The sequence below is a fragment of the Roseivivax sp. THAF197b genome (assembly GCF_009363255.1).
Classification (GTDB): domain Bacteria; phylum Pseudomonadota; class Alphaproteobacteria; order Rhodobacterales; family Rhodobacteraceae; genus Roseivivax.
Window position 1 is genome coordinate 1,587,836 of record NZ_CP045318.1, and the last position, 20,474, is coordinate 1,608,309.

General features: G+C 65.9%; 20 protein-coding genes. 9 read left to right on the forward strand and 11 right to left on the reverse strand.

The window, feature by feature from the left end:
* Positions 1-27 precede the first annotated feature (27 nt).
* Entirely contained in the window at positions 28-1,038 is a 1,011-nt protein-coding gene (locus FIV09_RS07900) for a Fe(3+) ABC transporter substrate-binding protein (protein ID WP_152449475.1), read from the reverse strand.
* A gap of 210 nt (positions 1,039-1,248) precedes the next feature.
* Positions 1,249-2,058 carry a nucleoside triphosphate pyrophosphohydrolase gene (mazG, locus tag FIV09_RS07905; RefSeq protein WP_152449476.1) on the reverse strand — a complete coding sequence of 270 codons (810 nt, stop codon included), beginning with the start codon at positions 2,056-2,058 and terminating at the stop codon, positions 1,249-1,251.
* Positions 2,059-2,119: 61 nt separating this feature from the next.
* Between mazG and FIV09_RS07910 the strand changes: the two genes are divergently transcribed.
* The 3 genes from FIV09_RS07910 (at position 2,120) to FIV09_RS07920 (ending at position 4,826) form a co-directional block, all read left to right on the forward strand.
* Positions 2,120-3,301 (forward strand): M20 aminoacylase family protein, encoded by a 1,182-nt coding sequence (locus tag FIV09_RS07910; protein ID WP_152449477.1) that lies wholly within the window; start codon positions 2,120-2,122, stop codon positions 3,299-3,301.
* Between the two features lie 103 nt (positions 3,302-3,404).
* Positions 3,405-4,370, forward strand: coding sequence for an agmatinase (gene speB / locus FIV09_RS07915; protein WP_152449478.1), 966 nt, complete (start codon positions 3,405-3,407; stop codon positions 4,368-4,370).
* Between the two features lie 45 nt (positions 4,371-4,415).
* Positions 4,416-4,826: a DUF1499 domain-containing protein gene (locus tag FIV09_RS07920; RefSeq protein ID WP_152452448.1), complete on the forward strand. Its 411-nt coding sequence runs from the start codon at positions 4,416-4,418 to the stop codon at positions 4,824-4,826.
* 32 nt (positions 4,827-4,858) lie between these two features.
* On the opposite strand, the gene FIV09_RS07925 is transcribed toward FIV09_RS07920, so the two are convergent.
* A complete protein-coding gene (locus FIV09_RS07925) occupies positions 4,859-5,158 on the reverse strand; it encodes a hypothetical protein (RefSeq protein ID WP_371417756.1) in 300 nt (99 codons plus the stop codon).
* Positions 5,159-5,264: 106 nt separating this feature from the next.
* Here FIV09_RS07925 and prfA point away from each other — a divergent pair, with 106 nt between their 5' ends.
* The 4 genes from prfA (at position 5,265) to FIV09_RS07945 (ending at position 9,018) form a co-directional block, all read left to right on the forward strand.
* Positions 5,265-6,314 (forward strand): peptide chain release factor 1, encoded by a 1,050-nt coding sequence (gene prfA / locus FIV09_RS07930; RefSeq protein WP_152449479.1) that lies wholly within the window; start codon positions 5,265-5,267, stop codon positions 6,312-6,314.
* Positions 6,311-7,153 (forward strand): peptide chain release factor N(5)-glutamine methyltransferase, encoded by an 843-nt coding sequence (gene prmC, locus FIV09_RS07935; protein WP_152449480.1) that lies wholly within the window; start codon positions 6,311-6,313, stop codon positions 7,151-7,153. The genes prfA and prmC overlap by 4 nt, the downstream gene beginning before the upstream one ends.
* Positions 7,150-8,007, forward strand: a complete 858-nt coding sequence (locus FIV09_RS07940; RefSeq protein ID WP_152449481.1) for a DMT family transporter — start codon at positions 7,150-7,152, stop codon at positions 8,005-8,007. The genes prmC and FIV09_RS07940 overlap by 4 nt, the downstream gene beginning before the upstream one ends.
* A 255-nt stretch (positions 8,008-8,262) precedes the next feature.
* Positions 8,263-9,018: a DUF4167 domain-containing protein gene (locus FIV09_RS07945; RefSeq protein ID WP_152449482.1), complete on the forward strand. Its 756-nt coding sequence runs from the start codon at positions 8,263-8,265 to the stop codon at positions 9,016-9,018.
* Positions 9,019-9,108: 90 nt separating this feature from the next.
* Here the strand turns inward: FIV09_RS07945 and rsmA are convergent, their stop codons facing one another.
* The 6 genes from rsmA to lptF all read right to left on the reverse strand — a co-directional run bounded on the left by rsmA (position 9,109) and on the right by lptF (position 16,773).
* Entirely contained in the window at positions 9,109-9,963 is an 855-nt protein-coding gene (gene rsmA / locus FIV09_RS07950) for a 16S rRNA (adenine(1518)-N(6)/adenine(1519)-N(6))-dimethyltransferase RsmA (protein ID WP_152449483.1), read from the reverse strand.
* Between the two features lie 190 nt (positions 9,964-10,153).
* Positions 10,154-11,146: a 4-hydroxythreonine-4-phosphate dehydrogenase PdxA gene (gene pdxA / locus FIV09_RS07955; RefSeq protein ID WP_152449484.1), complete on the reverse strand. Its 993-nt coding sequence runs from the start codon at positions 11,144-11,146 to the stop codon at positions 10,154-10,156.
* Positions 11,143-12,378, reverse strand: a complete 1,236-nt coding sequence (locus FIV09_RS07960) for a peptidylprolyl isomerase (protein ID WP_152449485.1) — start codon at positions 12,376-12,378, stop codon at positions 11,143-11,145. Before FIV09_RS07960 ends, pdxA begins: the two co-directional genes overlap by 4 nt.
* The gene (locus tag FIV09_RS07965; RefSeq protein ID WP_254702330.1) at positions 12,363-14,537 is read right to left on the reverse strand and encodes an LPS-assembly protein LptD; all 2,175 of its coding nucleotides are present in this window, start codon (positions 14,535-14,537) and stop codon (positions 12,363-12,365) included. The genes FIV09_RS07960 and FIV09_RS07965 overlap by 16 nt, the downstream gene beginning before the upstream one ends.
* A gap of 2 nt (positions 14,538-14,539) precedes the next feature.
* The gene (gene lptG, locus FIV09_RS07970) at positions 14,540-15,637 is read right to left on the reverse strand and encodes an LPS export ABC transporter permease LptG (RefSeq protein ID WP_152449487.1); all 1,098 of its coding nucleotides are present in this window, start codon (positions 15,635-15,637) and stop codon (positions 14,540-14,542) included.
* Entirely contained in the window at positions 15,634-16,773 is a 1,140-nt protein-coding gene (gene lptF, locus FIV09_RS07975; protein WP_254702331.1) for an LPS export ABC transporter permease LptF, read from the reverse strand. Before lptF ends, lptG begins: the two co-directional genes overlap by 4 nt.
* 131 nt (positions 16,774-16,904) lie before the next feature.
* On the opposite strand from lptF, the gene FIV09_RS07980 reads away from it, so the two are divergent.
* Together FIV09_RS07980 and FIV09_RS07985 are read left to right on the forward strand one after the other, a co-directional pair.
* On the forward strand, positions 16,905-18,374 hold the full coding sequence (locus FIV09_RS07980) for a leucyl aminopeptidase (protein WP_152449488.1): 1,470 nt from the start codon (positions 16,905-16,907) through the stop codon (positions 18,372-18,374).
* 4 nt (positions 18,375-18,378) lie between these two features.
* Positions 18,379-18,837 (forward strand): DNA polymerase III subunit chi, encoded by a 459-nt coding sequence (locus tag FIV09_RS07985; protein WP_152449489.1) that lies wholly within the window; start codon positions 18,379-18,381, stop codon positions 18,835-18,837.
* 81 nt (positions 18,838-18,918) lie between these two features.
* Here FIV09_RS07985 and FIV09_RS07990 read toward each other — a convergent pair whose 3' ends face one another.
* Positions 18,919-19,500, reverse strand: a complete 582-nt coding sequence (locus FIV09_RS07990) for a TIGR02281 family clan AA aspartic protease (protein WP_152449490.1) — start codon at positions 19,498-19,500, stop codon at positions 18,919-18,921.
* 39 nt (positions 19,501-19,539) lie between these two features.
* The gene (locus FIV09_RS07995; RefSeq protein WP_152449491.1) at positions 19,540-20,172 is read right to left on the reverse strand and encodes a MarC family protein; all 633 of its coding nucleotides are present in this window, start codon (positions 20,170-20,172) and stop codon (positions 19,540-19,542) included.
* Between the last annotated feature and the right edge of the window lie 302 nt (positions 20,173-20,474).

Below are 20,474 nucleotides of genomic sequence, written 5' to 3' on the forward strand. Positions count from 1 at the left end.
AGTCATCGAGCGGAGCGGAGGGAACCGTCAGCCGTCGAAATTGATCTCTTCCATGATCCGCAGCGCGTCGGAGCGCAGGGCGGCAAGGTCCATCAGGTTCACGTCATCGGCGGTGAATTCACCCCAGGACGCGACCGTTTCGGAAACCTCTGCGCCGGGGCGCACGGGGTATTCGTAGTTCACCTCGGCGTAGATCTCCTGCGCGTCGGAGGAGGCCAGGAAGTCGAGGAATTTCTGCGCGTCCTCGCGGTTCGGTGCCGCTGCGGTCATCGATGCGCCGGAGACGTTCAGATGCGTGCCGCCATTCTCGAATTCCGGGAACAGCACGTTGACGCTTTCGGCCCAGGCGGTCTGCTCTTCGTCCTCGAGCATCTTGCCCATGTAATAGGTGTTGCCGAGCGAGATATCGCATTCGCCGGCCCAGATCGCGCGGACCTGCGCGCGGTCATTGCCCTGCGGCTTGCGTGCGAGGTTGTCCTTGAGGCCCTGTGCCCAGGTCTTCGCTTCCTCGTAGCCGTGGTGATGGATCATCGCGGAGACGAGGGCGAGGTTGTAGGGATGGGTGCCCGAACGGGTGCAGATGCGGCCTTCCCACTTGTCGGAGGCCAGATCCTCGTAGGTGGTGATCTCCGACGGATCGACGCGCTCTTTCGAGGCGTAGACGATGCGCGCACGGGTCGTCACGCCGAACCATTCATTGCCCGGATCGCGGAAGGCGGCGGGGATGTTGTCGACGAGAGCGGGGCTTTCCACCGCCTGCGTGACACCGGCCTCGACCGCCTGGCTGAGGCGCGCGATGTCCACGGTCATGATGATGTCGGCGGGGCTGCGGCTGCCCTCGGCCTGCAGGCGCTCGGTCAGGCCTTCGTCGAGGAAGACCACGTTGGTCTCGATCCCGGTCTCTTTGGTGAAGGCATCGGTGATCGGGGCGATCAGCTCAGGCTGGCGCTGCGAATAGATGTTGACCTCGGCCAGTGCGGGCGTGGCGGCGAGGATCGCGAGCGTGGCGGCGCCGAGAGGCGTGGAACGGACGGACATGATGTCTCCTGTTGGTCTTGCATTTGGTTCCGATGCCCTCGAAATGCCCGACCAATTTAGTCAGGTCAATACCCGACCAAAAAAATCGGAATAAAATTTTTGCCGCGAAGGCGCGTGCAGCAATGATCCGCCAAAGCGGGGCAAGGGGGTATTCGAACTGGAAATGGGGGTGGAATGCGCCGCTGCGCGCGTCTCAGCGGGACCGCGCGCTCAGCCCTGCGCCTTTTCACGCGCCTTGGCGGCATCCCAGAGCGCGTCCATCTCGGCGAGATCACTGTCCTCGGGTCGTTTGCCGCGCGTCTTGAGCTCGGCCTCGACTGCACCGAAGCGGCGGATGAACTTCTGGTTGGCGCTGCGCAGGGCCGCCTCGGGGTCAATCTTCATGTGGCGGGCGAGATTGGCTATGACGAAGAGAAGATCGCCGAACTCCTCCTCGATATGAGCGGGGTCCGTGGCCTCGCGCAGCTCCTGCGCTTCCTCGACGATCTTGTCGATCACCTGATCCGTCTCGGGCCAGTCGAAGCCCACGCGAGCCGCGCGGTTCTGCAGCTTCACCGCGCGGGTCAGGGCGGGCAGGCCCTTCGCGACGCCGTCAAGCACGCCCGTCTCGGCCCGGCCCGCGCGTTCGGCGGCCTTCACCGCCTCCCAGTCGCGGGTCTGCTGCTCTGCGCTTTTCGCGTTCGATTCGTCGCCGAAGACATGCGGGTGCCGGGCGACCATCTTGTCGGCGATGGCATTGGCCACGTCGTGAAAGTCGAACATGCCCCGGTCGGCGGCGATCTGGGCGTGAAAGACAGACTGGAACAGAAGATCACCGAGCTCGCCCTTCAGCTCGTCCCAGGCCTCGCGTTCGATGGCGTCGGCGACCTCGAAGGCCTCCTCGATCGTGTAGGGGGCGATGGTGGCGAAGGTCTGCTCCACATCCCAGGGACAGCCGCGCTCGGGATCGCGCAGGGCGGCCATGATCGCCAGAAGCCGTGGCATCCCGCCTTGCGGATCGTGGATCAGCGCGTCATCCATGGTGCAGTCCCCGTCAGTTCCTGTCCGAGGGATGGCCCAAGCCCTTCGAGGAGTCCAGTCTATGCCGCCCGTGAACCGTATCGCCGAATTCGCCCCCGAGATGACAGCCTGGCGGCGGCATCTGCATGCCCATCCCGAGCTGGGTCTCGATTGTCACGAGACCGCGGCCTTCGTGGCCGCACGGCTTCGGGAATTCGGCGTGGACGAGGTGCATGAGGGCATCGCGCGGACGGGCGTGGTCGCGATCATCGAGGGGCAGGGTCCGGGGCCGGTGACGGGCTTGCGCGCGGATATGGATGCGCTGCCCATGACCGAAGAGACGGGGGCGGAGCATGCCTCCACCGTGCCGGGCAAGATGCATGCCTGCGGTCATGACGGGCATACGGCGATGCTTCTGGGCGCCGCGCGCTACCTTGCCGAGACGCGCAACTTTTCGGGCCGGGTCGTGCTGCTGTTCCAGCCCGCCGAGGAAACCATCGGCGGCGCGCGGATCATGGTCGAGGAGGGCGTGATGGACCGCTTCGGCATCGAGGAAGTCTACGCCCTGCACAACTCGCCCGCCTTGCCCGAGGGCGCGTTCGCCACGCGGCCCGGTCCGATCATGGCGGCGGTGGACGATTTCACCATCACGCTGCGCGGCAAAGGCGGGCACGCAGCGCGTCCGCATACCTGCATCGATCCGATCCCGGCCGCGATGGGCCTTGGTCTTGCGATGCAGACGATCGCGTCGCGCAAGACGGACCCGATGGCGCAGATCGTGGTGTCGATCACGCAGATCCATGCGGGCTCCGCGATGAACGTGATCCCGGAGACGGCGATGATCGCGGGCACCGTGCGGACCTTCGATGCAGGCGTGCGCGACATGGCCGAAGCGCGCATCCGGGCGTTGGCCGAGGCGCATGCGGCAGGTGCGGAACTCGGCGTCGAGATCGATTACGACCGCTCCTACCCCGCGACGGTCAATCATGCCGAGCAGACTGCTTTCGCGGCCGACATCGCGCGCGAAATCTCGGGCGGGGACGCGGTCGATGCGGATGCGCCGCCGGTGATGGGGGCCGAGGATTTCTCCTACATGCTGGAAGCGCGGCCCGGCGCCTATCTGAAGCTGGGGCAGGGGCTTGGACCCGGCGTGCATCACCCGAAATTCGACTTCAACGACGAGGTGGCGCCGCTCGGGGCGTCGTTCTTCGTGAAGGTGATCGAGCGGCGGCACGCGCTGTCGCAGGTGGCCGCAGCGGAATAACGCGCCGTCCCGGCCATCATATTTCCGGCCCTTCACCTTTCAGAAAAACGCAAAAGCCGCGCGGTACAAACCGCGTCGCACGGGAAAAAGGACAAACCCCGCCATGGCGCTCGAAGATGCCAAGACCCAGATCGACCACGCCTTCACCCGCGACGACCCGCGCGGTTTGTCCTTCGAGAACGCCTTCGCCGGGGCCACGTCCTTCCTGCGGCGGCGCTATACCAAGGACCTCAAAGGGTATGATATCGCGGTGACGGGCATGCCCTTCGATCAGGCGGTGACGCACCGGCCGGGCTGCCGGTTCGGACCGCGCGCGATCCGCGAAGCCTCCAGCCTCCAGCCCTATGATCCGCCCTATGGCTGGGACGGGTTCGATCCGCTCTCGGAGTTCGCCATCGCCGATTACGGCGATCTGGCCTTCGACTACGCCAATGTGGCCGGGGTGCCCGCGCTGGCCGAGGCGCATATTGCAAGCATCCTCGATCAGGGTGCGGCGGCGCTGACGCTGGGCGGCGATCACTTCCTCACGCTGCCGATCCTGCGGGCGCATGCGGCCAAATACGGCCCGCTCGCGCTGGTGCAGTTCGATGCGCATTCCGACAGCTGGGTCGATGACGACCCCGACCGCATCGACCATGGTACATTCGTCTACAAGGCCGTGAAGGAAGGGCTGATCGATCCCGCGCGCTCCGTCGCGGTGGGTATCCGCACCACCAATCCCGACATGATGGGGGTGAGCTGCCTCGATGCGCGGTTCGTACATGAAAACGGACCGGCCGAGACCGCGAGGCGCGTCAAATCCATCGTCGGCGATGCGCCTGCCTACCTGACCTTCGATATCGATTGCCTCGATCCGGCCTTCGCGCCGGGCACGGGCACGCCTGTCTGGGGGGGATTGTCCTCGGGGCAGGCGGCGATCTGCCTGCGGGATCTCGCCGGTCTGAACGTCGTGGGCGGCGATGTGGTTGAGGTCAGCCCGCCATACGATACGACGGGGGCAACCGCCGTCGCCGGTGCACATGTGGCGATGGAGATATTATGTTTGTGGGGGTGGACCCGAAAACGCTGATCCGGCGTTGGGCTCACATCTTCCGATGAAAGGGCCGTTATCGTGCTGAAATTCGTGTTCTGGCTGATCATTCTGCTGATCATCGCGGGGCTGGCCTATATCCGCTTCGCGCCTTCCGATCCCGAGGTCTGGCATGTCGACCCGCAGGTCACCGCGGATCAGGACCTGGCCGGGGGCGTGCGCCGCCGAATCCCCGCGAGCGAGGGCATGCTGGCGGATCTCGACCGCATCATCCTGTCCACGCCGCGCACCGAATTGCTTGCGGGCAGCGTCGATGAGGGCCGCATCACCTATGTCACCCGGTCCCAGTGGATGGGTTTTCCGGATTACACCACCGTTCAGCAGGTCGAGGACCAGATCGAGCTTTATGCCCGTGCGCGGTTCGGTCAGTCGGATCTCGGTGTGAACAAGGCGCGTGTCGAAGGCTGGCTGGCGGAATTGCCCACGCCCGAGTGAGATCGCGCGCAGTATGAACGCCCGCGGGTCGGCTAGCCAGCTTCGGCGACGCTCATCATTGCCTGCGGTCGAGGCGTGCGGTTTGTCGGAAAGGCGCGCGGGTCCAGCGCGCTCGACATGCAGCCTTCGTTCAGCTCGCGCCACATCGGATTGTTCAGCGACATCTGGCATTGCGCGGTGAACACGCGTCCGTTGACATCGAGGCATATGATTTCGCCCAGCTCCACGCGGTCCCCTTCGGTATCGGTGCAATAGCACGGGATCGGGGCGCCGCCCGGCGTTGTCACGTCTGCCAAGGCGGGACCGCAGATGACGGCCAGAATGCAAGCCATGCGTTTCATTCCATCGATGCTAGGCGGCGCTTGCGCCTTCGATCAAGCCTTTCGTGACAGTCAGCGCCCCTTGACCGCGCCTCGGACCGGGGGCAAGACCCGAGGCATGATCCCTGAAGACCGCCTCGTCCAGCTTTCCCAACGGTTCGAATATCTCGAAGCTCGCATGGCCGAGGGCGGGGGCGACATTGCCGCCTTGGGCCGCGAATATGCCGAGTTGAAGCCCGTCGTGGATGTCATCACCGAATGGCGCGCGCTTGGCGACGAGATCGCGGAGGCCGAAGCCATGCTGAGCGATCCCGAAATGCGGGAAATGGCCGAGGACGAGTTGCAGACCCTGCGCGCGCGCCTGCCTGAGGTGGAGCATGCGTTGCAACTGGCGCTCCTGCCCAAGGATGCCGCGGATGCGCGGCCTGCCATCCTGGAAATCCGGCCCGGCACCGGCGGCGAGGAAGCGGCCCTTTTTGCAGGCGATCTCTTGCGCATGTATCAGCGGCACGCCGAGGCCAAGGGCTGGCGCGTGGAGATCATTGAGGAACAGGCCACGGAACTCGGCGGTATCAAGGAGGTGACTGCCCGGATCGAAGGGCAGGACGTCTTTGCGCGGCTGAAGTACGAATCGGGTGTGCATCGCGTGCAGCGGGTGCCTGCAACGGAGTCCGGCGGGCGCATCCATACCTCGGCCGCGACCGTCGCGGTTCTGCCCGAAGCCGAAGAGGTCGACATCGCCATCGACGCGAACGACATCCGGATCGACACGATGCGCGCCTCGGGCGCGGGCGGCCAGCACGTCAACACCACCGATTCGGCAGTGCGGATCACGCATATCCCCACGGGCATCGTGGTGACCTCGTCCGAGAAGTCGCAACACCGCAATCGCGAGATCGCGATGCAGGTCCTGCGCACGCGGCTCTTCGATGCCGAGCGCCAGAAGGCCGCGTCCGAACGCTCGGATCTGCGCCGGGCGCAGGTGGGCTCGGGCGACCGGTCAGAGCGCATCCGGACCTACAACTTCCAGCAGGGCCGCCTGACCGATCACCGCATCAACCTGACGCTCTACAAGCTCGATCAGGTCATGGCGGGCGATCTTGACGAGATCATCGACGCGCTCACGCAGGATGCGCAGGCCACAATGCTGGCCGAGATGGGCGCGTGACCACCGGATCGGTCCTTCTGGCCAGTGCCACGCGGCGGCTGTCCGAGGCGGGCATCCCTGATCCGGGGCGGGATGCGCGCAGGCTTCTGGCGCATGTGCTGAAAGTCCCGCCCGGTCGCCTGACACTCTTTCTGCCCGAGCCGGTCGCGCCGGATCTGAGCGTCATCTACAACGTCATGGTCGAGCGCAGGGCGGAGCGGGTGCCGGTGTCCCATCTGACGGGGCGGCGCATGTTCTATGGCCGCGAATTTCTCGTCACGAAAGATGTGCTGGACCCCCGGCCCGAAACCGAGACGCTGATCGAGGCGGCCTTGTCGGGCCCGGTGACCCGGTTTCTCGATCTCGGGACCGGCTCGGGCTGCATCGCGCTGACCTTGGCTGCGGAAGTGCCCGAAGCCACCGGTGTGGCGACGGATCTGTCGCGGGATGCGTTGGAAGTGGCGTTCTGGAATCGCAATACCTTCGGGCTGACGGATCGCGTGGCCTTTCTCGAAGGGCCTTGGTTCGCGCCGCTCGGGGATGGACAGCGGTTTGACCTGATCGTGTCGAACCCGCCCTATATTGCCGCAGCCGAGATGGCGGGTCTCGCGCCGGATGTACGCGATTACGAGCCGCGCATGGCGCTGACCGATGACGGCGACGGGCTGTCGGCCTATCGGGCCATCGCAGGCGGCGCCCTTTCGCATCTGAGTGCGGGTGGTCGTCTTCTGGTCGAGATCGGTCCGACGCAAGGCCCGGCAGTGGCGGGTTTCTTCCGCGATGCGGGCCTTGAGGGCGTGCGGGTGCTGCCCGATCTCGACGGGCGCGACCGCGCTGTTTCGGGCCACGCGCCTCTATGAGCACGGCGGGCTTCGCGCTCGTTCTGGCGGCGGCCTTCTGTCACGCAACCTGGAACCTCTTCGTCAAGCGGCTGAATGCGGGCGCGGAGCTTGTCTGGCTGTTCTCCCTCGTCTCGGTCGTGATCTACGCGCCGCTTGCAATCTGGCTGGCCTTTGGCTGGGAGACGTTCGCGCTCAGGGATCTTTGGTTCATCGCGGGGAGCACGGTGCTGCATCTGGGCTATTTCCTGCTTCTGCAGAAGGCCTACAGCGTGGGCGATCTGTCTGTCGTCTATCCCACGGCGCGGGCCACCGGGCCGGTCCTGTCGGGCAGTTTCGCCGTCCTTGTGCTGGGCGAGGCGCTGAGCGGTCAGATGGCGCTTGGCGCAGGCATCATCGTCGCGGGCGTCTTCATGCTGACGGGTGGGCGGCGCAGCCTTTCGGGCGGGGCGGGAGCAACGTCGCTGCTGTTCGGCATGGCGACGGGCGCGCTGATCGGCGCCTACACGGTCTGGGACGCCTATGCGGTGACCGCGATCCTGATCCCACCGCTGATACTGGAATATGCCTCGAACCTGTCGCGGCTTGTTCTGCTGACGCCCGTGGCATGGCTGCGACGCGCGCGTGTCGCGCGGCTCTGGCGCGAGGAACGGCTTGGCGTTCTGGTGATCGCGGTGCTGAGCCCGCTGGCGTACATCCTCGTGCTGATCGCGTTGCGCTTCACGCCCGTGGTCTACGTGGCGCCGCTGCGCGAGGTGTCCGTACTGCTCTCGGTGCTGGCTGGCAGCCTGATCCTGGGCGAGGGCGATCTGAAACGCCGCCTGATCTGGGCGATGGTGATCCTGACGGGCGTGAGCCTGCTGGCCACGTCCTGAAGCGGCGTAAATCCGCGAAAGTTGGGGGTTTTCGGCCTCAAAGCCATGTTTTCGAGCGAATTCGTCGCTTTTTCAGCGATCAGGACTTGTGAAACGCCGACAGCCATGTTTACTCAAGGCTACCGGGCATTGGCTCTGACGATCCTTTTCGTCGCGCCCGGTATCAAGCCAATACAGACGTGATCCGGTGAGGCGGGCGCAGCAAAGCGCCAGAGGATCGCGAACCACAGTCAAATACAGGACTGAAGCCGCGCTATGAGATCTTCCAAGTCACGGTCCCGGTCAAAGGGCAACCGCAACAGAAATACGATGGGCAACGTCGTCAATCGTGTTTTTGACAGCTCCGGCCCCGACGGCAAGGTGCGCGGGACGCCCCAGCAGATCATCGACAAATACAACCAGCTCGCCCGTGATGCGCAGCTTGGAAATGACCGGGTTGCTGCGGAAAACTTCCAGCAGCATTCCGAGCATTACCAGCGCATGCTCAGCGAAGCGCAGCGCGAGCAGGACCAGAAGCGCGAACAGCAGGAGCGGGAGAACCGCGAACGCCAGGCGCAACGCGACCGCGAGCGCAATGAGCGCGACGGCGACGACAACCGTCAGCAGGGTGGCCAGGATGGCAATGACGGTCAGCAGGGTCAGTCCCACCAGCCCCATTCCGATGCCAACGATCCGGGCCGCGCGCCCCAGCCGGAAATTGCCGCGCAGGGCGATGGCGGTCAGGGCGGCGGCAACGAAGGCGGCAATGGCAATGGCGGCGGCAACAACCGGCGTCGCCGGGGCAAGGCCTCCGGCGGTGAGGGCGGCAAGTCGGATGCCGACGTCGTCGACCTGAAATCGGATGAGGGCGACTCGCATCTGGTCGAGACCCCGGAGAACGCGGAAAAACCCAAGCCCAAGCGCAAGCCGCGCAAGAAGCCCGCGCCTGCAGCGGAAACGGCCACCGCGAACGACACGGGCGACACGCCCGAACCCGCGGCGCCTGCCGAGGATGCAGCGAATAACGGCTGATCCTGCCGGTTTTTGGATCATGAATTGAAAAGGCCGGTCGCGTGACCGGCCTTTTTCCATATCTGGCTTTCGTGGGATCGCTGCTGCCCGCTAGCCCGCCTTGCGCGCCGCCGCGACCGCGCGGGCCAAGGCGCAAAAGCCCTCAAGCGGGATCTGTTCGGCCCGCTCTGTCGGGGCGAGGCCTGCCTCGGCCAAGAGATCCTCGATCCCGGGATGCAGCCCCTTGAGGCTTGCCCGCAGCATCTTGCGCCGCTGGTTGAAGGCGCGCGCGACGACCTCTTCCAGCACCTTCGGATCGGCAGGATAACGCGGCGCGGGCAGGGCGGTCAGATGCACCACGGCCGAGGAAATCTTGGGGGGCGGCGTGAAGGCTCCGGGCGGCAGGGTCATGACGATCCGCGCCTCGCAGCGCCATTGCGCAAGGATCGCCAGCCGCCCATACGCCTTGGAGCCGGGCGCGGCCACGATCCGATCCGCCACTTCCTTCTGGAACATCAGCGTCAGGCTTTGCCAGAAGGGCGGCCATTCGGTGGGCGTCAGCCAGCGCACCAGCAATTCGGTGCCGATATTGTAGGGCAGGTTGGCAGCGACCGCGATGGGCGGCGTCAGATGCGCCAGCGGATCGACAGCGAGCGCATCGCCCTCGATCACGTTGAGCCTGCCGGGATAGGCCGCAGCGATCTCCTGCAGGGCAGGCAGGCAGCGGCTGTCCTTTTCGATGGCCAGCACGCGCCGCGCGCCCGAGGCGAGGAGACCGCGCGTCAGACCGCCCGGTCCCGGCCCGACTTCGAGCACGTCCATCCCCGTCAGATCCCCCGCGGCGCGCGCGATCTTGGCGGTGAGGTTGAGATCCAGCAGGAAGTTCTGACCGAGCGCCTTTTTGGCGCGCAGATCATGCGCCGCGATGACCTCGCGCAGCGGGGGCAGATCGTCGAGACCGCTCACGTTTGTTCATCCAACGGATGAGGTGCGGCGTTCAGGGCATTGTATCCAAATAAAAATAGCACGCCATGACCAGTGCCATCCGAACAGCCTGAGGCGCACAGCGTCTGCGCTTCACCTTTCCAAAAAAACGCATCCGCATCTGTGGTCCCGGGCACAGCGCTGGAGGAGTGAACGAGAATCGCCGCCCGCCTCATCCCTTGCCGCCCGCCATGCGCCAGGCCAGTCGCAGCGCCTCCACGGTCGAGGACGGGTTCGCCATCCCCTTGCCCGCGATGTCGAAGGCCGTGCCGTGATCGGGCGAGGTGCGGATGAAGGGCAGGCCCAGGGTCACGTTCACGCCGCGGTCGAAATCCAGCGTCTTGATCGGGATCAGCGCCTGGTCGTGATACATGGCGATGGCCACGTCATAGCGCGCACGCGCAGCACCATGGAACATCGTGTCGGCCGATAGCGGCCCCGCGATCTCCATGCCGCCCTTGCGCAGCTTGTCGAGCACGGGGGTGATGATCTCGATCTCCTCGCGTCCCATCTTGCCGCCTTCGCCCGCATGGGGGTTGAGACCGGCCACGGCGATGCGCGGTCGCGATATGCCGAACTGCGCGATCATCGCGTCATGGGTGATGCGGATGCGCTGTTCAAGAAGGTCGGGCGTCAGCGCGTCAGGCACCTCTGTCAGGGCGATATGGATGGTCGCGGGCACGACGCGCAGCCGGTCGGAGGCCAGCATCATCACGACCTCGTCCGCCTCGGCCAGATGGGCCAGGAACTCGGTGTGGCCGGGAAAGGCGAAGCCCGCACCATCGGCCAGGGCCTGCTTGTGGATCGGCAGGGTGCAAAGCGCGGAGGCCTTGCCGGTCGAAACCAGATGCACGCCGCGCTCGATGGAGGCGATCACGCCCCGCGCCTGCTCCGCCTGGGGGCGACCGGGCCGCCGTTTGCCGACCATCTCAAGGGGCAGGACCGGCAGGCCTTCGCGGGAGGCCGCGACCGCCTCATGGGGCTGTGTGATGGGCACGACGGGGGCCGAGCCCAGCGGCACATGCGCGGGATCGCCGATCAGGAAGAACGGCACATCCGCGCCTAGAATGCGCCAGGCGGCGGGTGCCAGTTCCGGACCGATCCCCGCAGGCTCCCCGCAGGACAGCGCGATAGGCGCGGGGCGCGCGTTCGACCCAGCCGTCATTCGGTGACGATATAGGCGTCGGCGCGCAGCTGAGCGAGGTAGCCTTCTGCCAGCGTGTTCAGGCGGCGGTTGCGCAGGCCCATGGCGAGATCTTCGCGGTCCTGACCCTCGGCCACCGCGCGCGTGCGCCCGCAGAGCATCAGCACCATGAGGTTGCCCGAGCGTGTCAGCGCGGTCGAGACCTCACCGCGATCGAGCTTCGACAGCTCGAAGGCGATGTCGGTGGGCAGCTCAGAGGGCGGCAGGCTCTCGCGTTGCAGGCGGCTTTCCGGCTGGCCCTTGGCGATGCCGTAAAGATCGTCACAGCGATCCGTGCGGCTGTCGATCACCCGTGCGCGGGCGAGGTTTTCGGGCGTGCGCCCGCCCGGCAGGTAATAGGCGGCATATTCGATCGCGGCATAGTCCGGCGCGGTATAGCCCGTCTCCTCGATGCCGCGCAGCTGAAAGAGCGCGATGGCATTGGGGATGGGCAGCGGATCGCTGACTTCGCCGGGAGAGAGGCCCAGAAGGATGGGGCGCAGCTGAGGCGGCAGCTCCGTCAGATCCTGCCAGGGCAGGCGGCCGCCGTTGCCGCGGCTCGCCGTCGCCGAGAATTGACGGGCGAAAGACGAAAATTCAGCCTCCGAGGTCGATTGCGCGATGCGGTTGGCGCGCGCGCGCACGGCTTCGGCCTGCGGCGGCGGGGCGGGCATGATGATCTCGGAGATCAGCACGCGCACGTTCGAGCCGTCCGCACCGCCCGAGAGCGCACGGTCGATCTCCGACTCGGAGGCATTGGCCCGGCCTGCGAAACGCTGCTGCACGAGGATGCGCCAGGAAAGACCCGCGCGAACGAAGTCGCGGAACGTCTCTTCGGCCACGCCGGCCTGGCCGAGCGCCTGGATGAATTCCTCGCGGCTGAGATTGGCGCGGCCCGCGAATTCCGCCTGCGCCTCGGCGAGATCCTCGGGCGAGGGGTCGATGCCCGCCCGGCGCGCGGCCTGAAGACGCAACCGGTCTTCGATCAGCGCCTCGCGGGCGGCCTCCTGCGGATTGCCGGGGGCATTGAGGAGCTGCAGCATCCGCGCACGCTGGTCGATCTCGTAATTGGTGATGACGGCGTCATTCACCCGGATCGCAGGCGCGAAGAGGTTCTGTGCTGCCGCCTGCGCGGGCGGCATCGCCGCCGTCAGCGCAACCAGCGCCAAGGCGCCGATTTTCGGGGTCAGGATGCGGTTCAGAAACTCGAGCATGTGCGGCGGTACTCCTTCGCGCTGCCGCCTGTGCTGAAGCCTTTCAGCAGGACGGTCAGGCCGATATCTGTGGATGGTTCGAGGTTAGTGGATGAGGCGAAGCGGCGCGAGACCGAAATCTCCGCCGAGACGCATTCGTTCTGCCAGGTCACGCCGAGGCCCGCCCGGTCGGAGCGGTTGTCGCCGAGGTCGTAGCGCCAGAACCCGTCGGCGGACCATTCGGGCGAGAAGATGTAGGAGCCGTCGACCGTCCATTCGGACTGGGTGTCGTCGCGATCCTCGTCGGGATCGGCGCGCAGAAGCAGGTAGGAGGCGCCAAGGTCCATGCGGTCCGTCTCCCAGGCCGCGCGCGCCTCGGCCTTGGTCCAGGCACGGTCGTCGAGGTCGATCAGCCCGCGGCCGGTGAAGAGGAACCCGTTGCGGGTCTCGAAATGCGACGCGACAAGGATATCGGACGTGGAAAAGCCAAGGCCGGAGGAGCGGGTGAAGGCCGTATCGTCATCTGCGCGCCAGACCTGACCCAGGGTCAGACCGGCCTGCCAGCCGATCGGATCGCGGTGATGCCAGCGCAGGCCGAGAGCTGTCACGCGGCCCCGCTCGCGCCGGTCGGTGGCGGGAAAGCGAGACAGGGACAGGAGGTTGCCCTCGTCGAATTCCTGGCGCGTGCTTTCGTCGGCGGCGGTGGTCGGACGCTCGCCACCGGACCAGGCGACCTGCGCCAGGGGCTCGATCAGCGTGGCACTGCCGCCCCGGCCACGACGCAGGAAGGGCCAGCGCAGCTCAAGGGCCGCGGCGGGGGTGACGATTGTGGCTTCCGGCTCCGAAAGGACGTCCTGTGCGATGCGGATATGATCCGCGCTGACCTGGGTCAGGACGCCAGCGCGCATGCCGGCCGGCAAGGTGTAGCGGTCGCGCCAGGACAGGGTGGCCGACAGGCGGCTCACATCGCGGCCATCGACGATGCTGTCAGCATCGCTGCCATCGGTATCGCGATCGGACGGACGGTAATGCGCGTGCGACTCGGTGGTCAGGCGCAACTCTCCGCCAATGGCTTTCGGGAAGAAGCGTTGTTCGACATCGACATCGACAATGGCCGACGGCTTCGTCTCGGTCGTGTCCTCGTCGCGCAGGGTCTCGTAATAGTCGATGCTGGCCGACAAGGCGCTGTCGCGCCGGTAGCGGCTGACGGTTGCGTAATTGCGCAGCCGGTCGGCGGAGGAGTAGCCATAAAGGTCGAGATAGGCCTCGTCGGAGACCGATTGCAGGCCAAAATCGAGCTTGAAGTCCCGCGGCAGGTCGAAGCTGCCATCCACGAAGGCATAGGCGCGTACCCCGTCAAACAGCGAGTCGCGGCTCGTGGCGGTATTCACTGTGATATTGCCGTAGCGGAAGGCGCGGCGATAGCGCAGCTCGAGCGTGGAGCTTTCGGTCGAGAGATACGGCGTGACGGTGATGTCCTGATGCGGGCCGAGCGGGATGAAATACGGCACCTTGATCCCGAACCCCAGAAGCGAGGAGGTGCGGAATTCCGGCGGCAGGAAGCCGCGCGCCCGTGCCAGCGTCGGGTCGGGAATGCGCAGGCGCGGGAAATACAGCACCGGCACATCGAGGACGTGGAAGGTGGCATTGTCGAAATAGATCTGCCGCTCTTCCTCGTCATGGATGACGCGGCCCGCCCGGATCTGCCAGAGCGGCGTGCGGTTGCGTCCGCAGACCTGGCAGGAGGTCACCGCCACCTTCGACAGCTGCGTATAGCGTCCGCCCAGCCGCCGGGCCTCGACCGCGGCCAGCTGCAGCTGTTCATCCAGCACGATGCGCGCGCCCGCCAGAATGCCGTTGCGAAACCCGTCATCGAGGGTGGCGGAGGTCGCGGTCAGAACATCACCATTGGCCTCCACGATGCGGATCGGACCGTCGAGCGAGAGGGTCCCGGCCTCCTGATCGAAGACGATGCGGTCGGCGGTCAGGCTGCGGCCCTGGTAGATCGCCTCGACATTGCCTTCGGCGATGAGGACGCTGTCGGCCTCCACATAGACGATATCGGCCACCAGTAGCGCTGTGTCGGGCGGCTCGGCCGCGGGGTTTGGCGGCGTTTGCGCGATGGCGGGCGCGGTAACGAGGCACAGCGTCATCAGGAAGGCGACAAGCAATCGGCGCATCTTCATCCGTCCTCCCTTTGCAACAAGAACCCGAGCGCCAGCAAAAGCGACGCGAAGGGTGGCACCCAGGCGGCCACCAATGGATCAAGCTGGCCGCTTTCGCCGAGGATTTGCGCGAAATTTCGGACATAGAACAGCCCGAAACCGATCAGGACCGCAGAAAGAACCGCAATTCCCGTGCGCGCGATGCGGGCATGCTCCATCGTGAAGGCCGCGGCCACCAGGATCAGCGACACGAGGAAGATCGGGCGTGCCAGCTCCATCTGGAACCAGACGGTGTGGCGGCGGGCGGAAAAGCCGGCCTGTTCCAGGTCCGAAATGAAGCGCGGCAGGTTCCAGATCGAGATCGCGGAGGGCTGGCCGAAGCGGTCGCGTATGCGCTCGCGCGTCAGGGTCGAGGGGATTTCGAGCGTGTCGTAATCGCGGGCATTGGCCTCTGCATTGACGCCGGGGCCCAGCGGCCAGGTCTTGACCGTTCTCAGAACCCAGGCGCCGTCGACGAGTTCGGCCTCGTCCGCCATGAGGCGGCGCACCGGTCCGATCTCGTCGCGATATTCGAGGAAGGAGACGTCATAAAGGCGCGTCGCGTCGGCATTGGCGCGGCTCGCGCGGATCACCGTCTGACCGGTCTCGTCGCCCTGGCGCAGCCACAGCCCGCCGGAGCCGATGGAGATGACGGAACGGCGGCCATCCTCGTAGAGCTCCTTCAACTCGCTATAGCGCAGCGAGGTCGCCGCCACGATCGGGTTCATTGCAGCGACGGCAATACCGCCCACGATCAGTGCCACGAGCATCGGGCCCACCAGAGACACGATGCCCGAGCGGCCCGCGGCCCGCGCGATCACCAGCTCCGAGGAGCGCGACAGCCCGAGAAAGAGCGCAATCGACGACAGGATCATGATCAGCGGCAGCATCTCGTAGAGAGAGCCGGGCAGGTTCAGCAGCGTCAACTGCACCAGCGCGCCGAAGGCCACGCCCTCGTCGTCGAACCGGCGGATCTGCTCCACAAGATCGAGGATGAAGACGAACGCGCCAAAGCCCCCGAAGATGCCCAGGAAGGTCATCAGGAAGCGCCGCGCGAAATAGACATGCAGGGTCATGCGGGCGCTCCGTTGGTATCGGCGGAGGCTTTCCCCGGTTTTCGGGGCCGGGCGGCGGAGCGCAACAGGAGCGCCGTCATCGAAAAGCCCACCACGCTTGGCACGAAGATGAGGAAGGCGGCGGGCACGGAATCCTCGGACGGGCCCTGCACGGCGCTTTCGAATACGTAGACCAGCACCACAAGCCCCACCGCGACGAACATCTGCCGGGTGACGCCGAAGCGCGAAAACTCACCCGTCAGAAGCGTTGCAAAACCGATGGAGGCCGCGACCATGGCCAGAAGCGGCTGCTGGATGCGCGAGAAGAGGGCGGCCAGAAGTTCCGCCGGGCGGTCGCCGGTGCGGGCCATGACACCGCTGAAATCGGTCAGCATCTCCAGCGATGTGGTGGATTCGAGCCGCTGGCGATCCGTGGTCGACCGGTCGATCAGGCTGGAGACGCTGTAGGTCAGATCTGCAAACGTCGTCGTGGACAGGCGGCCCGTTTCGAGATCGAGCGTCTGGGCCAGCCCGCTCATCATCACGATATTGGCCTCTTCGGGCGTGTCGCCGACGACGAAGGCGCGCTCTGCGGTATAGGTGACCTCGCGCCCGGTCTGGCGGCGGTCGGACAGAAAGATATCGCGCAACTCGCCGGTGTCGGTGATGTCGCGGATGTAGAAGGTCAGATCCGAGGACGGGCTGAGAAAGACGCCTTCGCGCAGAAGCCGGGCGGAGGCTGCGTTCGATATCTCGGCCTCGCGCAGACGCAGCTGTTCAAGACTTTGCGGCACCAGAAGGTGGGTGAGGATCATCATCATCGTGGCGACCACCGCGCCGAAATAGATCACCGGACGGGCCAGCCGCCAGGGCGAGTAGCCGGTGGCCTGCACCACCGTCAGCTCCGAATCCGAGATCAGCCGCTGGGTGAGGTAGAGCGCTGCCACGAAGGCCGAAAGCGGCAGAACCCGGGCGATGGTGCCGGGCAGGGACAGGGCGGTGAATTCCAGGAAAACGCCCGCGGAATGGCCGTCCGAGATCAGCTGCTCGAACAGGATCACGGCCTGGTTGACCCAGTAGACCGAAACCAGGACCAGCGCGAAGAAGCCAAACAGCACCATGAGGCGCGACAGCAGGTATCTGTCGAATTTCGCCACCGATCCCCCAGATCGTTTCTGTCGTTTTGCGCGACCCTAGCCCATCGGATCGGGGCGCGAAAGGTGCCTCTGGCCAAGGGGGCGTGTGGCCGCTACCTCTGGGGCAAACGGATTTCAGACAGGAGAATGGCATGACCGAATTGCGCGGGATCACGGTAGAGCAGACCGATCTCGAAAGCCTGGCCGATGCGGAGGGCCGCGTCGCGGTCTGCGTCAGCCCCGATGGCAAGATGAGCCCCGGCGCGCGGCGCCTCAATCGTCTGTCCAAGGGCGCCGTGAAGCGCGCGGTGGAGAGCGCGGCCTTCGAGAAGGCGAAAGCGGGCGATGTCCTGTCGCTGGCCTACCCGGCGGGCATGGCGGCCGAGGCGATCAATCTGGTCAAGCTCGCGCGCGCGCCGGGTCAGGAAGAGGCGCGCCGCGCCGGCGCCGCACTCGCGAAATCCTCCCGCAGCGCGGTGGTTCTGTTGGCAGAGACGACGAAGCGCGCTGCCGATATCGCGCTTGGGCTCGTGCTGCGGTCCTACGCGTTCAGCGACCACAAATCCGACAAGGGCGAGGCTTACGCGCCGGTCACGCTGATGGTGTCGAAGCCCGACGAGGTGAGCGCGGAGGTCGAGACCGCGCTGGCCGTCGCGGGCGGCGTCGTCTTCACCCGCGATCTGGTTTCCGAACCCGCGAATGTGCTGACCACGACCGAGTTCGCCAACCGCCTCAAGGATCTCGAGGCGCTCGGCGTCGAGGTCGAAGTGGTCGAGGAAGACCGCATGGCCGAGCTCGGCATGAATGCGCTCCTGTGCGTCAGCCAAGGCTCCGAGACGCCCGCGAAGATGGTCATCATGCGCTGGAAGGGCGGCGCGGAGGGCGAGGCGCCACTGGCCTTGGTGGGCAAGGGCGTGGTATTCGACACGGGCGGCATCTCGCTGAAACCGGCCGCGGGCATGGAAGACATGACCATGGATATGGGCGGTGCCGGCGTTGTCGCGGGCGTCATGAAGGCGCTGGCCGCGCGCAAGGCCCGTGCGAACGTGACGGCCCTTGTGGGCCTCGTGGAGAACATGCCCGACGGGCGCGCGACCCGGCCCGGCGATATCGTGACCTCCATGAAGGGCGACACGATCGAGGTGATCAACACCGATGCCGAGGGGCGGCTCGTTCTGGCGGATGTGCTCTGGTATGCGCAGGAGCATGAAAACCCCGCCGCGATGGTCGATCTGGCCACGCTGACCGGCGCCTGCATCATCGCCCTCGGGCACGAGAATGCGGGCTATTTCGCCAATGACGACGATTTCCATCGCGCCTTCGAGAAGGCCGCCGCTGCCGAGGGCGAGGGTGCCTGGCGCCTGCCGTTTGGCGCGGGCTACGCCAAGCAGATCGAGACGCCGCTCGCGGATATCAAGAACACCGGCGGCCGACCCGCAGGCACGATCACCGCAGCCGAGTTCCTCAAGGTCTTCGTGAAGGACGAGGTGCCGTGGATCCATATCGACATCGCGGGCGTCGCCAAGGTGGCAAAGGACACGCCGCTGGCACCCAAGGGCGCGACGGGCTGGGGCGTGATGGCGCTGAACCGGCTGGTTGCGGATCGGTTCGAAACGGAGTGATCCCGTGGGCGCGGCCTATTTCTACCACCTGACCCGTCGTCCGCTCGAGGAGACGTTGCCCACGCTCCTCGAGAAGGCGCGCGGGGCCGGGTGGCGTGTGGCCGTGCGCGGCGCGGATGCGGCCCGGCTCGACTGGCTGGACGAAAAGCTTTGGCTCGGGCCTGAGGAGGGGTTTCTGCCCCATGGACGCGCGGGCGGGCCGCATGACGCGGCCCAGCCCATATTGCTGACCACGGAAGCCCGGGCGGCCAATGCGCCCGATTGCGTCATGGCAATCGACGGGGCGGAGGTGGCCGCAGACGAGGTGCAGGCGCTGGCGCGGGTCTGCGTGCTCTTTGACGGCAATGATCCGTCGGCGGTTCAATCGGCGCGGGTGCAGTGGAAGGCGCTGACCGATGCGGGCTGTTCGGCGCAATACTGGTCCGAGGAATCGGGCCGCTGGGAGATGAAGGCCGAAAGATAACAGGCTGATTTTTATTAAAAATCAGATGCGTCGAGGGGGTTTGCATTTTCTTAATTTAAGAAAATGATCCCGTGGCAGGCGTCAGCGCGTCAGGATCAGCTGTCTGTCCGCGATTTCGATCTTCGCATAGCGTTGCAGATAGCTCATGCCCAGCAAAGACTGACCGAGCGCCCCTTCGTTTACGTAAGCGCGCACATTCCGGTCGGTGAAGGGACCAAGCGCCACATTGTCGAGCGTCACGGGCGCGGTCCGCACGATCCCATTCGCCGTCTGTGCCGTGCTGATATAATCGAGCGTGTCTGGCGCGAGGCCGATCCGTTCGGCATCCTCGGCGCTGAGGACCGTTCCCGTGGCGCCGGTATCCACCAGGAAGGAGACGGGCGTTCCGTTCACATCGAGCCGGGCGTGATAATGCCCGTCTGCCTGGAGCGGCAGCACGATCCTGCCCTCGCCTTGCATGACCTGCTGCTGCGGGGCGACCGTGCTCCGGATATCATCCCAAAGCCCGATCACCGCGATCACGCCGACAAAGATGAAGCCCCAGGCCGCCAGCGCCTTGACCTTCGTGCCGAGCCCCGCGCGATCCTGCACGAAGAACCAGAAGATCAGGACCGCGCCCAGAAGAACGAGATAGCCCAGCTGTCCGTAGGAAATGTTGTCCATGTCCGGGAGATAGGCATCCGGATGCGGCTTGGGAAGAGATCAGAGCGTGGGCGTGCCGAAGCCGAACGCCAACAGCCCGTCCGCCACGAATTGCACCGACAGCGCGGCCAGTAGCAGACCCAGAAGGCGGGTGATCACGGTGATGCCGATCTTGCCGAGCGCGCGCTCGATCCAGCCGGAGATGAGCAACAGGACGAGCGCGATCAGCAGAACCCCGAACAAAACGCCCATGATCGTGGCCATCGCCTCGGCGCTGGCGGCCTCGCTTGTCAGCAGAATGACCGAGGTGATCGCCCCCGGCCCCGACAGGAGAGGAATGGCCAGCGGAAAGACCGACGGGTCGGGCATGTCCTCTTCGGCCTCGCTGGCCTGATCGTTACGGCGCTTCGTGCGGCGTTCGAACAGCATGTCGAGCGCGGTCAGGAACAGCAAAAGCCCGCCCGCGATGCGGAAGGCGGGCATGGTGATCCCGACAAAGCCCAGAACCGCCTCGCCGGCGAAGGCAAAAAGGCTGAGGATCGCGGCGGCGACGAGGCAGGCGCGCAGAGCGATGGCGCGCTTCAGGCGCGCCGACATCCCGCGGGTGAGAGCGATGAAGACCGGGGTGGTGCCGATCGGATCGATGACCACGAACAGCGTCGTGAGCGTGGTGATGATGAGCGCGATATCCATGGGCGCGGCCTAATCCGGGTGCCGCGTCGCGGCAAGAGGTTTCGACGCCAGGGCTGGGCGTTCGGGGTGTTTGGTTTCGCAGGGTGCGGACTGCGCGCGTTTCCTAGCAGGCAGGCGCACAAATCCGGTGGCAGCGCGAGCGGGAAGCGGCGTGTTTGCGTTTTATTGGAAAGGTGAAGCAGGGCTGGCGCACCAAGGGTGGCATGGCCTGCGCTTTCGTGAGGGTGCGGGGTCCGCAGGGCGCGCGGCAAGGCGCGGTTGAACGACGGGGCGCCTGGCCTTGCCTTGGGGCCGGGGGCCCG